This window comes from Comamonas sp. HJ-2 (genome assembly GCF_053615495.1).
The window spans coordinates 47,072-59,801 of sequence record NZ_JBSIFD010000028.1 but is presented as its reverse complement, the minus strand read 5'-3'; the positions used below and the strand labels follow the sequence as shown (position 1 = coordinate 59,801).

Annotated in this window: 15 protein-coding genes, 1 tRNA gene and 1 pseudogene; 7 read left to right on the top strand and 10 right to left on the bottom strand. The window is 61.9% G+C overall.

Annotated features, from left to right (window positions below; genetic code table 11):
• The 6 genes and pseudogenes from ACWGXF_RS20625 to ACWGXF_RS20600 form a co-directional block, all read left to right on the top strand.
• Positions 1 to 258, top strand: a pseudogene (locus ACWGXF_RS20625) (hypothetical protein); the annotation flags it as partial.
• On the top strand, positions 258 to 548 hold the full coding sequence (locus tag ACWGXF_RS20620) for a hypothetical protein (RefSeq protein ID WP_452102434.1): 291 nt from the start codon (positions 258 to 260) through the stop codon (positions 546 to 548). The pseudogene ACWGXF_RS20625 and the gene ACWGXF_RS20620, both read left to right, overlap by 1 nt.
• A gap of 191 nt (positions 549 to 739) precedes the next feature.
• On the top strand, positions 740 to 1,018 hold the full coding sequence (locus ACWGXF_RS20615; protein ID WP_409338892.1) for an ASCH domain-containing protein: 279 nt from the start codon (positions 740 to 742) through the stop codon (positions 1,016 to 1,018).
• A 1-nt stretch (position 1,019) separates the two neighbouring features.
• A complete protein-coding gene (locus tag ACWGXF_RS20610; RefSeq protein ID WP_452102433.1) occupies positions 1,020 to 1,379 on the top strand; it encodes a hypothetical protein in 360 nt (119 codons plus the stop codon).
• A gap of 99 nt (positions 1,380 to 1,478) precedes the next feature.
• Positions 1,479 to 1,760, top strand: a complete 282-nt coding sequence (locus ACWGXF_RS20605) for a hypothetical protein (RefSeq protein WP_452102432.1) — start codon at positions 1,479 to 1,481, stop codon at positions 1,758 to 1,760.
• 13 nt (positions 1,761 to 1,773) lie between these two features.
• Positions 1,774 to 2,832 (top strand): tyrosine-type recombinase/integrase, encoded by a 1,059-nt coding sequence (locus ACWGXF_RS20600; RefSeq protein WP_452102431.1) that lies wholly within the window; start codon positions 1,774 to 1,776, stop codon positions 2,830 to 2,832.
• A gap of 100 nt (positions 2,833 to 2,932) precedes the next feature.
• Here ACWGXF_RS20600 and ACWGXF_RS20595 read toward each other — a convergent pair.
• The 5 genes from ACWGXF_RS20595 to tolB form a co-directional block, all read right to left on the bottom strand.
• Positions 2,933 to 3,008: transfer RNA gene (locus ACWGXF_RS20595), tRNA-Lys, on the bottom strand.
• A 96-nt stretch (positions 3,009 to 3,104) separates the two neighbouring features.
• Positions 3,105 to 3,929: a tRNA threonylcarbamoyladenosine dehydratase gene (locus tag ACWGXF_RS20590; protein WP_256630116.1), complete on the bottom strand. Its 825-nt coding sequence runs from the start codon at positions 3,927 to 3,929 to the stop codon at positions 3,105 to 3,107.
• Entirely contained in the window at positions 3,929 to 4,690 is a 762-nt protein-coding gene (gene ybgF, locus ACWGXF_RS20585; RefSeq protein ID WP_202787201.1) for a tol-pal system protein YbgF, read from the bottom strand. Before ybgF ends, ACWGXF_RS20590 begins: the two co-directional genes overlap by 1 nt.
• On the bottom strand, positions 4,690 to 5,217 hold the full coding sequence (gene pal / locus ACWGXF_RS20580) for a peptidoglycan-associated lipoprotein Pal (RefSeq protein ID WP_003061517.1): 528 nt from the start codon (positions 5,215 to 5,217) through the stop codon (positions 4,690 to 4,692). The genes ybgF and pal overlap by 1 nt, the downstream gene beginning before the upstream one ends.
• A 67-nt stretch (positions 5,218 to 5,284) precedes the next feature.
• The gene (gene tolB, locus ACWGXF_RS20575; RefSeq protein WP_034361226.1) at positions 5,285 to 6,604 is read right to left on the bottom strand and encodes a Tol-Pal system beta propeller repeat protein TolB; all 1,320 of its coding nucleotides are present in this window, start codon (positions 6,602 to 6,604) and stop codon (positions 5,285 to 5,287) included.
• A 300-nt stretch (positions 6,605 to 6,904) separates the two neighbouring features.
• Here tolB and msbA point away from each other — a divergent pair, with 300 nt between their 5' ends.
• Positions 6,905 to 8,773 (top strand): lipid A export permease/ATP-binding protein MsbA, encoded by a 1,869-nt coding sequence (gene msbA, locus ACWGXF_RS20570; RefSeq protein WP_452102430.1) that lies wholly within the window; start codon positions 6,905 to 6,907, stop codon positions 8,771 to 8,773.
• A 111-nt stretch (positions 8,774 to 8,884) separates the two neighbouring features.
• On the opposite strand, the gene ACWGXF_RS20565 is transcribed toward msbA, so the two are convergent.
• The 5 genes from ACWGXF_RS20565 to tmk form a co-directional block, all read right to left on the bottom strand.
• Positions 8,885 to 9,613: an ankyrin repeat domain-containing protein gene (locus ACWGXF_RS20565; RefSeq protein ID WP_452102429.1), complete on the bottom strand. Its 729-nt coding sequence runs from the start codon at positions 9,611 to 9,613 to the stop codon at positions 8,885 to 8,887.
• A complete protein-coding gene (locus tag ACWGXF_RS20560; RefSeq protein WP_003061510.1) occupies positions 9,610 to 10,440 on the bottom strand; it encodes a TatD family hydrolase in 831 nt (276 codons plus the stop codon). The genes ACWGXF_RS20565 and ACWGXF_RS20560 overlap by 4 nt, the downstream gene beginning before the upstream one ends.
• A 113-nt stretch (positions 10,441 to 10,553) precedes the next feature.
• A complete protein-coding gene (locus tag ACWGXF_RS20555; protein ID WP_012837773.1) occupies positions 10,554 to 10,877 on the bottom strand; it encodes a PilZ domain-containing protein in 324 nt (107 codons plus the stop codon).
• Positions 10,878 to 11,000: 123 nt separating this feature from the next.
• The gene (holB, locus tag ACWGXF_RS20550; protein ID WP_046460631.1) at positions 11,001 to 12,026 is read right to left on the bottom strand and encodes a DNA polymerase III subunit delta'; all 1,026 of its coding nucleotides are present in this window, start codon (positions 12,024 to 12,026) and stop codon (positions 11,001 to 11,003) included.
• The gene (gene tmk, locus ACWGXF_RS20545; protein ID WP_452102428.1) at positions 12,023 to 12,712 is read right to left on the bottom strand and encodes a dTMP kinase; all 690 of its coding nucleotides are present in this window, start codon (positions 12,710 to 12,712) and stop codon (positions 12,023 to 12,025) included. The genes holB and tmk overlap by 4 nt, the downstream gene beginning before the upstream one ends.
• Positions 12,713 to 12,730 lie beyond the last annotated feature (18 nt).

Below are 12,730 nucleotides of genomic sequence, written 5' to 3'. Positions count from 1 at the left end.
GAGCCTTACGGCTCAAGCCAAAGGGTGGGTCAGTTTGAGATGGAAATGGCGGGTCAGTTTTGCGTGGAAATTAACACTGTGAGGCAGAAATTCTGCAAGTTGCAGCGCTATTCCTTCTTCCTGGATGACAAGGGCAACGTCCGCCGGACTCCAGATTACTGCGGCAACTGGGTCGAATTCGAAGCCGTGCACACTTTGTTTGAACCGGCAGCGGTTGAAGCTGCCCTCGCTGCCCAGGCAACCCAAGGGGGTGATTGATGGCCGCGATCACGCTTTCAAGCCGCCCCGTGTATCGCGCGCCAACAAAGGGGCGCGACTACCTGACTGCCCGCGCTGCAGCCAAAAATGAAGCCGACGCGATGCTGAACAAGCAGTATCCGCGAGAGCACCCCGAGTATGAGCAAGGCTTTTGCTATTTCTCCGGATGGCATTGGACCCAGGACAAGGATCTTGTGCGGGCTCATGCACGCCTTGTGCGATTCATTCTTCGCTCATTCAGAGCCGCTCAGCGCGCGCAGGCACAGAAGGAGCTGAGCAATGGGAAGTGATACCTCTCCCCCAGTTCAAGCAGGCATTCCACCGCTCCCGTGGTGGATGTACGAGAAAGCAGCCAAGGAAGGAGCGCCGCAAGCATGAGCACTGAAGCAGCAAAAGCAATTGGCGAGGGCATCGCATGGCTGGGCTTCTGGCTTGCTGCCGGCGCTGTCCTTGTCGCCGCAATCATGAATGGATGGAAGCCATGGGAGTGAAGACCCTGCACCTGTCGCTCAAGGGCGAGTACTTCGATGCAATCAAGGCCGGCACCAAAGCGGAGGAATACCGCCTCGTGACCCCCTACTGGCGCAAGCGCCTGGACGGACGGCACTACGAGGGTATCGAACTGGCCAAGGGCTACCCGGCGCGCGATGACCTCGCTCGCCGCGTATCCCGCCCCTGGCGCGGCTACACGATCAAGACCATAACCCACCCGCATTTCGGCGAAAGCCCGGTGCAGGTGTTCGCTATCAAGGTGAATTGATATGGCCCAGGACACCAACATACGCCATTTCCCCAGCACAGAGATCCCGGAGCAGACGCTCACAGCCAATAAGAACTGGCACAACTTCTGCGAACACAAAAAGATATCCCTGGATGATCACAGCCGCACCGTGCGGTGCGCCGCTTGCGACCAGGTTTTCGACCCGTTCGACTTTCTGCAAAAGGAAGTCACTCGCTTGCAGCGTGCCTGGGAAGACCACAAGCATGTTCAGAAAAGCCTAAATGACCTCAGAGATGGAGTCGAGTCCTTAAAAAAGGAAGAGGCCCGCCTGAAGGCGCGCATCAGAACAGCTAAGGCCAAGGTGGCGCCAGTGATTGATGTGAGAAACCGCGCGCTATGAACCGCCTATCTAAACGTGAGATCCGCCGCGCTCGAAAAGAGAAGCAGCAAAACCGAAACCCCGAGCCCCGCCGATGCGGGGTTTTTCATGGAGGCGAACATGAACAATCCATGGCCATACCTCACCGATGCGGAGATCAATGAGATCTGCTCTCCTCTGAAAAATGGGGCCGCGCAGATCCGCTTTCTGGAGCGCCTGGGCATGGTGGTGAAGCCAAAGCCCAGCGGTCGCCCTCTTGTCGCGCGCACGGAGTTCGACAGAGTCATGACCGGCAGCAATGCCGTGACCTCGGGCCATAGCACGAGCGCAGCCTCATCCACACCCAACGTAATCGGGCTGCAATCCTTCTTCAAACAGAGAAAACATGGGACGAGCACGTAAAGATGGAGACCCTATGGGTCTCGCTGGCACTCGCCTTTCCTTCAAACACAATGCCTTCTACTACCGCCACAGGGACGGCCGGTGGGAGCGCATGGGCACTGATGTCCGTGCTGCGAAGGAGCGAGCTGCCATCTACAACAGCCCGGCGGACAACTATGGCACCACCGCGTACTGGCTGGATCAGTTCTTGGTGGACTGCCAACAGCGTGTGTCCATAAAGGACCTGGCCCCGCGGACTCTCTCCGACTACACAAAGGATTCAGAGCCGCTCAAAGTGTTCTTTGGGGCAATGCTCCCTGAGCACATTGAGCCCCACCATGTCCAAGCCTATTTGGATGCAGGCTCTGCGGCTGAGCGTGGAGTGCGCGCCAACCGGGAAAAGGCATGCCTTAGTTCGTGCCTGTCCTGGCTGATTCGCACAAACAAATGCCCCGGCCTCAAGATCAACCCGTGTATGCAAAAAAGCGGCACGCGCGAAAACTCAGAGAAAAAGCGCGATCGGTATGTCACTCATCAGGAGTATCAGGAGGTCTATGCCTTGGCCTGGCCCCAGGTGCGCGTACTGATGGAGCTTACCTACCGTACCCTGCAACGGCCGGAGAGCGACATCATCTACTGGACGCCGAAAGTCCTCGCACGCGATCCACACACAGGGAATCGCATCATCACCTTCGAGCAGGGAAAGACGGGCACAAGGCTGAAGATTGCGATGACTGAGGGCTTGGAAAAACTGATCAATCGTGCCGTGGGCACGAATCCACAGATGGACCAACCACTGGTGCACACCCGAGCGGGCACTGGGTACACCTACGGTGGCATCAATTCCATGCTCGGCAAGGCCATCAGGACCGCAAACGAGATCAGGGCAACCAAGAACATCCCGCCCATGGCCTCCTTCGGTTTCCGCGACCTCAAGGGCAAAGGTGCCACCGATATGTGGCTAGCCGGGACGCCCATCGAGCAGATCCAGCTGCTCTGTGGCCACTCGGACAAGGCCACAACGGAGCGTTACATCAAGGCCCGATGGCGGGCGACTGCGCAGCCGAACGAGACAGCCGTAATGACTGTATGACCACTGTATGGAATCACTGGATATGAGACCCGTCACATATGTGGTCACATAAAGCAGAAAAGCCGCTACAACTTTAATAGCTGTAGCGGCTTATGCATTCTGGTGGGTCCTGCGAGATTCGAACTCGCGACCAACGGATTAAAAGTCCGCTGCTCTACCGACTGAGCTAAAGACCCTGCCACACATCAAAAGCAGTAGTTGCCTAATCAGTGGAATGACGTTATTGTAATCTATTTTTTCCGGCTCTTTGCCTAATTCTTGAATTAGTTGGATTAGCTTGGTTTGCGGGCCAATTGATCAAGTACCCAGCCTGCTGCGCACTGACCAAAGGTAGCTGTCACAGCCACGACCGAGCCATAACCGTGGCAGTTGAGACTGCCATCACCGCCCTCGATTGAGCAAGATGCATCCGGTAGTGCGACGGCCTCGCGGCTGAACACACAAGTCACCCCCATGCGCTTGCCATCCTTGGGGGCACCATGCTGCTTGCGCAGCCGGTAGCGCAGCTGCGACAGAAGCGGATCATGGGTTGTCGCACTCAGGTCTGCAATGTCCACCAAGTGGGCCATGCGCTTGCCACCTGCAGCACCGACGGAGATAAAGCACTGCCTGGTTTTGCGCGCATGAGCCGCCATTTCGGCCTTGGCCTTGATCTGATCGCAAGCATCTATCACCGCATCGGCATCTGCCGGCAAGAGTTGCAGCCAGTTGTCTGGGTCGACAAATTCATCGATGCAATTGACCTCGCAGGCTGGATTGATCTCGGCGATGCGATCACGCATGGCATCGATCTTGGCCTGACCGACAGTGCTGGTCAGCGCATGAATCTGGCGATTGATATTGGACTCGGCCACATGGTCCATATCGATCAGAGTCAAGCGGCTCACGCCGCTGCGCGCCAGAGCCTCGGCCGTCCATGAACCGACTCCGCCCACACCGACCACCACCACATGGGCCGCACGAATCCGGGCTGCCCCCTGCACGCCGTAGAGGCGCTCCAAACCGCCAAAGCGGCGCTGCACATCTGCTTCTTCCATAGAAAAAACAGCGCCGGATCGGGGCGCTGTTTCCGCTTGAGGCTGTGAATATTCGGCCATTACTTGAGCGTCGCCAGCTTGGACTTGGCAATCCCTGCGGCTTCCGAGTTCGGATAGGCCTGCAGCAGCTCTTCCAGGGTCTTGCGAGCTGCCTTGGTGTCCTTGAGTTCCACCAGACAGTTGGCGATGGACAGGGCCGCTTCGGGTGCACGAGCATGCATGGGCGCATTGGTCATGACCGAACGGAAATTGGCGATGGCATTCTTGTAGTCGCGCGTGGCGTACTGCGAGTTGCCCAGCCAGAAGCGCACCGACGGCGTATAGCCGCTCTTGGGCCATTGGCGCAGGAAAGCGGCGAAGGCCTGACCGGCCTCGGGGAACTTGCCCGAACGGAACATGCCCAGAGCCTGCTCGAATTCCTGCTGCTCATTGCGATCGGCAGTGAACTCCACGCCGTCCACGGTGACGCTCACGGGCTCGAACTGGCGCAGGCGCTCGTCAAAGCCCTTGGCCAGATCTTTCTGGCCACGCTGCAACTCCGCAGCGTCGCGTGTCAGTTGCTCGTTCTGACCTCGCAGCTTGGCCTGGTCCGACTTGAGCGACTCGATCTGCGACTGCAGATCCAGCAGGCTGCGGCGGGTCTGCTCCTGCGATTGCTGCAGGCTGTCAACGCGCTGGCGCAGTTCGATGATGGCGCGGCGCGCCTCGTCATCACCAAACAGGGCTGCATGGGCGCTGATGGCAGAGCCGGCCAGCAGGCCGGCCGCCACCATGCGAGGCAGCATTGCGTGACGGAGAGTCAACAAGGCCTGCTTCATCATTAACGGTAGTTGATTTCAACGCGACGGTTCTGGGCGTAAGCGTCTTCGCTATGACCTTCAGCAGCGGGCTTTTCCTTGCCGTAGCTCACCGCTTCAACCTGAGCGTCGTTCACGCCCAGCAGGCCCAGAGAACGGCGCACGGCTTCAGCGCGCTTTTGACCCAGGGCCAGGTTGTATTCACGGCCGCCGCGCTCGTCGGTATGGCCTTCCAGCTGCACCTTGGCAGCGGGGTTGGCCTTGATGAACTTGGCATGGGCTTCGATCTGGGGCTGTGCATCAGCCTTGACGGAGTAGCTGTCAAAGTCGAAGTAGACGATGCGGCTGACACCCTGAGGGCCTGCCTTGGAAGCGGCGGAACCGGTCAGGTCCACGCCCGACACGCCACTTTGGCCCTGGCCGCTGGTGCCGGCACCCTGGCTGGACAGCGAACCGTCAACGGGCTTGTCGTCCAGCTTGACGCCAGAGCTGCAACCTGCGACCAGCGCGGTCACAGCCAAAGCCAGGGAAAGACGTTTGATAGTCAACATGAGATTTCTCCGAACAGTCCACAACGGACTTCATCACTAGAAAGAAAGAGGGAAAGCAAACTTCAGATCAGTGTTTTTGGAACGGGCCCCAGTCGGGCTCACGTATGTCTCCACTTGCACCGGCCAGACGCGCCTTGATCTTGCCGTCCAGCGTTGTGGTCATGAGTGCTTCACGGCCGCCCTGAATGGTGGCGTAAACAATCAGACGGCTATTGGGCGCAAAACTCGGGCTTTCGTCCGCCGTGGTGTCCGTGACCGAGTTCACTGTGCCTGTCGCCAGATCCATGACCTGGAGCTTGAAACCACCGCCTACGCGGGAGATATAGGCCAGCCATTTGCCGTCGGGGCTGATGGCGGGCGAGATGTTGTAGTTGCCGGTGAAGGTCACTCGCTCGGCGCTGCCGCCCGAGGACGAGACCTTGTAGACCTGAGGTGCACCGCCACGATCGCTGACAAAGTAAATGGTGCGACCGTCACTGGAGAAGCAGGGCTCGGTATCGATGCCGCTGCTTTGCATGAGACGGCGGGGCTCACCGCCCTGGGCGCTGAGCAGATACAGCTGCGAGCCGCCGTCGCGGCTCAGCGTCACGGCCAGACGGCTGCCGTCTGGCGACCAGGCGGGAGCGCTGTTGGAGCCGCGGAAGTTGGCCAGCAGACGACGATGGCCGCTGGCTACATCGTGCACATAGACCACGGGCTTGCGTGACTCGAAGGACACATAGGCCAGCTGGGTGCCGTTGGGCGCCCAGGCGGGGGAAATGATGGGCTCGGGGCTGGACAGCGCGGACTGGGCATTCTCGCCGTCCGCATCGGCAATCCACAGGCGGTAATGGGCACCGGCCTTGGTCACATAGGCAATGCGGGTGGAGAAAATGCCTTTCTCGCCCGTGAGCTTTTCATAGATGTAATCGGCAATGCGGTGGGCCACGAGGCGCAGATCGCCGGTGGTGACTGCGAAGCCCTGACCACCCAGATCCTGGCCCTTGACCACATCCCAAAGGCGGAAGCGCACATCCCAGCGGCCATCCGCCAGACGCGTGATGCTGCCGGTCGCCAGCGAATCGGCACCCTTCTGACGCCACTGGGCCACATCGGGGCGTGAGGTCTCGTCAAGCGCCAGGCCCGAGGCATCCACGCCGCGGAACTGTCCGCTGCGCTCCAGGTCGGCCTGGATGATGGCGGAAATCTTCTGTGGGGCCGAGCCTTCTCCCTTGAACTGGGCAATTGCGATCGGCAACTGTGTCAGGCCCACGCCTGTTACCTCAACCCTGAACTGGGCCAGTGCCGGAAGGGCCGGCGTGGCGGCTAACGTTGCCAGCATGGCTCTGCGGGAAGCGCGCGGCCCTGCCGCCCAGGTTGTCAGGGATGGAAGTCGGTCAATAGTCATTGGCAGCCATCAAAATTTCCGGAATTGCCCGGTACAAACACAAGCGCGAATGTTACACACACTGACGGATTCCTGATGTAAGAACGTGCTCAGTAGGGTGATCAAACGCAAGTGCCACAAAACTTTCAGATCGGGAGCATGCCAGAGTCTGCATGAGCGCAGAGGCAATCCCCTCGCCGATTCTGCCGCAGGCTTGCGCTTTATATTCAAACAGGCATAGTTAGTTACAACTTCATCCAGAATTTCATCTATTGAGATCCGTGCGGACTCCAAAAGCACAAGCCCTAAAATCACGCGCTTATGCAAGCCACACCGTCCCCATCGCCGAGCGAGACCGCCAAGGCCGTCCCTGCCCCAGCTCCCGCTCAAGCAGCCCCCGTCAATCCATCCGAGCTGCCGCTGATGCAGCGCCTCAAGCGCCTGACGCCTTATTTCTCGGGCCAGCGCTGGGCCTGGGGTCTGGCCATCCTGGCCACGCTGGTGGGGGCAGCCACCGAGCCCGCCATGCCGGCACTGCTCAAGCCTTTGCTCGACAGCGGCTTTACGGCTGGCTCGCTTGCGCTGTGGACGGTGCCGGTGTTTCTGATCGGCCTGTTCGTCATCCGCGGCCTGGCCCAGTTCACGGGGCAGTACGCGCTGGCACGCATCACCAATGACGGCATGCTGGGTCTGCGCCAGAAGCTGTTCGAGCGCCTGCTGGCCGCCGACATGAGCCTGTTTTCCAGGCAATCGGCATCGGCGCTGTCCAACACCATCGTCTACGAGGTGCAGACCGGTGCCCAGCAGCTGGTGCAGGCCATGATGAGTATCTCCCGCGACGGCTTCACGCTGATCGCCCTGCTTGGCTACCTGATCTATCTGAACTGGCAGCTCACGCTGATCGTGGCCTTCATGGTGCCGGGCGTGGCCTGGGTCATGAAGACGCTGTCGCGCCGCCTCTACCGCATCACCAAGTCCAGCCAGACGGCCACCGACGAGCTGGCCTATGTGGTGGAGGAGAACGTGCTGGCCCACCGCATGGTGCGCCTGCATGGTGCCCAGGCTTCGCAGCAGTCGCGCTTTGGCGAATTGAGCCGTCAGCTGCGCGGCCTGAACACCAAGGCCACCATTGCCTCGGCCGCCATGACGCCGCTGACCCAGGTGCTGGCAGCGATTGCGCTGTCGGTGATTCTCTGCATCGCCCTGTGGCAAAGCCGCGAAGGCGGCGCCGCCATCGGCTCGGCCAGCGTGCAGGATGTGACCGTGGGCGGCTTTGCCGCATTCATCTCGGCCATGCTGATGCTGATTGCGCCCATTCGCCGCATGGCCGATGTGGCCAACCCCATCACGCGCGGCGTGGCCGCACTGGAGCGTGGCCTGGCCCTGCTCGAAGGCTCCACCGACGAGCAAGGCGGCAGTTTCAAGCCCGCCGCCAAGGTCAGCGGCGCGCTGCAGCTGAGCGATGTGAGCGTGCAGTTCGGCGCGGACAAGGCTCCGGCCCTCTCGCACCTGAGCCTGAACGTCAGGGCCGGCGAAGTCGTGGCCCTGGTCGGGCCGTCCGGTGCCGGCAAGACCACGCTGGTCAATCTGCTGCCCCGCTTTTTCTCGCCCACCAGCGGCCAGATCACTCTGGAAGGCGTGCCCGTGGCCGACTGGGACCTGAACACGCTGCGCCAGCAGTTCGCCATGGTCAGCCAGGACGTGGTCATGCTCAACGACAGCGTCGCGGCCAATGTGGCGCTGGGCAAGGATATTGACGAGGCCCGCGTCTGGTCCGCGCTGGAGGCGGCCAATCTGGGCGACTTTGTGCGCAATCTGCCTCAGGGCCTGCACACCCTGGTGGGCCACAATGCCAGCCAGCTCTCGGGCGGTCAGCGCCAGCGCCTGGCCATTGCGCGCGCGCTCTACAAGGATGCGCCCATCCTGATTCTGGACGAAGCCACCTCGGCGCTGGACAACGAGTCCGAGCGCCTGGTCCAGCAAGCCCTGAACCGGCTGATGCAGGGACGCACCACGCTGGTGATCGCCCACCGCCTGTCCACCATCGAGCATGCGGACCGCGTGGTGGTCATGGAGCGCGGCCAGATTGCCGAGCAGGGCTCGCATGCACAGCTGATGGAGCTGGGCGGCCTCTACGCCCGCCTGCACAACCAGGTGCGCAGCTCGACCCCTGGCGAGCCTCAAATTTAAGAGCTGCTACCGCATATAAATAAAGGACTTCAGAGTCAAACAACTCTGAAGTCCTTTTTCATTGGACGCTAGCAGCTATCAAAATAGCTAGACCGGTACTGAACCCGTCCGCTACCAGCTCCCTCGGGGAGGCTGAGTACGGCGCTCATGCTGCAGCGCCTTGCCCAGCAGATCGACCATGTACTGCCGGTCCGCGAGTCTGGCGAAGTCCGCTGCCGTCATGTTGCGCTGGTTGCGCAGCGTGATGTCCGCCCCCTCCTGCAGCAGCAGCCTGACCACGGCTTCGCTGCTGTACTGGGCGGCCAGCATCAGCGGCGTGCTGCCGTTCGGTGAGGCGGCATCGATATAGGCGCTTTCCTCCAGCAGCAGCTTGATGATGTCCAGCGTCTGCGGCGTATCGGCAGAGGCCGCGTAATGCAGCGGCGCCCAGCCCTCTCGATTCACATCGGCACCGCGCTTGATCAGCTCGCGCACAATGTCGAGATGGCCCTTGATACAGGCCATCATCAGCGGTGTCTCATTCTGGCGCGAGGCCAGATTGACATCGATGCGCGGAGCCTTGAGCAGCACGTCGAAGACTTTGAGCGAGTCCTGATGCAGGGCCGCCACCAGCCCCGGCCGCCCGCGCGAATCCAGAGTGTTGGCGTTGAAGCCGCGAAAGATCAGATTCACCATGGCACTGGAGTTGTCGCTGACCAGCGCCCGCGAATAGTCCTCGTAGTCATTGGCTCGTGCCAGTCCTGGCAGGCCCGCCACCCCGACGACAGCAGCACCGGCCCAGCGCAGGCTCTGGCGGCGGCTCAATGACGATGCAATCGATGGGGCAGCAAAAAGACTCATGCACTGGCTCCAGAGTTCGCTGACAAGGTCACGCCCTTGAACAGGCGGTCAAAGTTGGCACTGGTGGCGGCGGCCACCTCCTCGATGGAAATGCCGCGCACCTCGGCAATCTGCTTGGCCACAAAGGGCACGTATGAAGGATTATTGGTCTTGCCGCGGTAGGGCACGGGCGCCAGATAAGGACTGTCGGTTTCTATCAACAGCCTGTCCAGTGGCACGAAAGCCGCCACGTCGCGCAGATGCTGGGCATTCTTGAAGGTCACGATGCCCGACAGGGAGATGTAGTAACCCATGTCCAGACCGGCACGGGCCACTTCGGCCGTTTCGGTGAAACAGTGAAAGACACCGCCGGCCTGGGTGGCGGAATCGGCCTCCCCGCATTCGCGCAAAATGCCCAGGGTGTCGTCGGAGCTGCTGCGGGTGTGGATGACCAGCGGCTTTTGCGTGATCTGCGCAGCCCTGATATGCGTGCGGAAACGCTCGCGCTGCCATTCCAGATCGGCAATCGTGCGACCGCCCTTGCGGTCTTCCATGCCGTAGTAATCGAGACCGGTCTCGCCGATGGCCACCACGCGCGGCAACGCGGCGCGCTCCACCAGGTCCTGCACGCTGGGCTCGGTCATGTCCTCGGTATCGGGGTGCACGCCCACGGTGGCCCAGAAATTGTCGTAGTCCAGCGCCAGCTGGTGCACTTCGGGAAACTCTTCCATCGTCGTGCTGATGCACAGCGCGCGCGTGACCTTGGCGGCAGCCATGGCTTCGCGGATCTGCGCAATATTGGCGCTCAGCTCGGGGAAATTCAGGTGGCAGTGGGAATCGGTAAACATAGAAATTGGACCTCCCCTGAGCGGCTGCGCCGCTTCCCCCAGGAGTCGACGCCATCGCTGCGAGACGGCTCTTGCTCGGCGTCTCTGATGTGGGAGCGCGCCAGTGTTAAAAATCAGATTGTCTGGGTCGGCTTCTCGGAGCTCAGGGCCGTGCCCAGAATCTGCTCGATCTTGGCCTTGAGCTCGGCGGACTTGGCATCCTTGGGAAACTGGATGCCCACGCCCTGGGTGCGATTGCCGGAAGCACGCTCGGGCGTCACCCAGGCCACACGGCCCGCGACCGGGTAGCGCTGCGGATCGTCGGGCAGGGTCAGCAGCACATAGACATCATCGCCCAATCGGTAGTCACGCTGCGTGGGCACAAAAATCCCCCCTTCGGCGAACAACGGAATATAGGCGGCATACAGCGCCGCCTTCTCCTTGATCGCCAGCTGCATCACGCTGGGACGAGGGGTGGTAGTTGCGTTCATAGTGGATAGCAGAATTCTTGTGGCAGCCGGGCGGCTGTACTCGCGAGGTTAACACCCGGAAAAATTTTGACCAAACCCTTGCCTCATGACCTAGCGCACGGCTCTGGCGGCTTTGCCCGAGATCAGCACCGCCCGCGCCCTGGAAGCCAGGGCCTCCATCATCAACCCGGCATTGAAGGGGTGATCGGCCGTGCGCGCCGCCTGCACCAGCTCGCGCGACCATTCGGCCAGCAGCGCCATGGGCAGCGGCTTGCCCGGCAGATCGGCAGGTGAGAAATACCGGGGCTCGCCGCCGCCGGCCAGAGCCATCAGGTCGTGGCAGATTTTCTGCAGCGCCTGCACGGCATCCACGGGAGCAAAAGCCGCCAGCGCAGCCACATCTCCCTTGGCCAGCTGTCTTGGCAGTTGCGCCCAGGCTGCGGCCTTGCCTGCGTCCGCCGCCATGCGCAGCGCATCGCCGGGTCGACCGCCGGCGGCCTGCAAGGCCGCTGCGGCATCCGGCTCGTTCAAACCTTGCGCCTGCAGCCACTGTGCGGCCTCGGCCGCTGCGGGCCAGGTCATGGTGTGCGTCAGGCAGCGGCTGCGAATGGTGGGCAGCAGCTGGTGCGCTGCCTCGCTGGCCAGCACGAAGCGGGTGTCTCCGGGCGGCTCCTCCAGCGTCTTGAGCAAGGCGTTGGCGGTAATCGCATTCATTTGCTCGGCCGGGTAGACCAGCACGGCCTTGCCGCGTCCGCGCGCGCTGGTGCGCTGGCAGAACTCCACGGCATCGCGCATGGCTTCCACGCGGATTTCCTTGCTGGGCTTGCGCTTTTTGTCGTCGATGTCGGCCTGGGCCTTTTCCGGCAGCGGCCAGCCCAGCTCCATCATCTGCACCTCGGGCATGAGCACGCACAGATCGGCATGGGCACGCACCTCAATGGCATGGCAGCTGGCGCAGTGGCCGCAAGCGCCTTGCGCAGACGGCTGCTCGCAAAGCCAGGCGCGCACCAGCGACAGGCCCAGTGCGTACTGGCCCAGACCCGAAGGCCCTTGCAGCAGCCAGGCATGACCACGCTGGGCCAGCAGGCGGCCACGCTGCGCGGCGATCCAGGGCGCTTCAACGTCGCCGGCACTCATGGCTTGCTGCCCACCATGATGGCCAGCCAGCCCTTGCGCACCACGGCCTGGGTGATCTGCTGCCACACGGCGTGGCGGCTGGCATGGGCGTCGATACGCACAAAGCGCTGAGGCGCCGTCCGGGCTCGCTCCGCATAGCCTTGGGCCACGCGGGCAAAGAACTCGCCGGGCTGGGCTTCAAAGCGGTCGGGAACACGGGCCGTGGCCAGGCGCTCGGCCGCCACTTCGGCGGGCAGGTCAAACCACAGCGTCATGTCGGGCTCGCGCATGAAGTCCAGGGACGGCCCTGCCTGCAGCGCGGTACCGGTCTGAGCCATGCGCTCCAGAGCCGACAGTTGCTCCCAGCTGAAGCCGCGGCCCGCGCCCTGGTAGGCGAAAGTGGCATCGGTGAAGCGGTCGCTGATGACCACCTCGCCACGCGCCAGCGCCGGCTCTATGACCTGCACCAGATGGTCGCGCCGGGCCGCGAAGGCGATCAGCGCCTCGGTCAGCGGGTCCATGGCGTCATGCAGCATCAGGGCGCGCAGCTTTTCGGCCAATGGCGTGCCTCCGGGCTCGCGCGTGAGCGTGACCACCCGGCCCTGATCGCGAAAAGCCTGGGCCAGTGCCTCGATATGCGAGGACTTGCCCGCGCCATCGATGCCCTCAAAACTGATGAACAGACCCTTGGATAAAGCTGTACTCACTGATATTTCCTCTAGTGC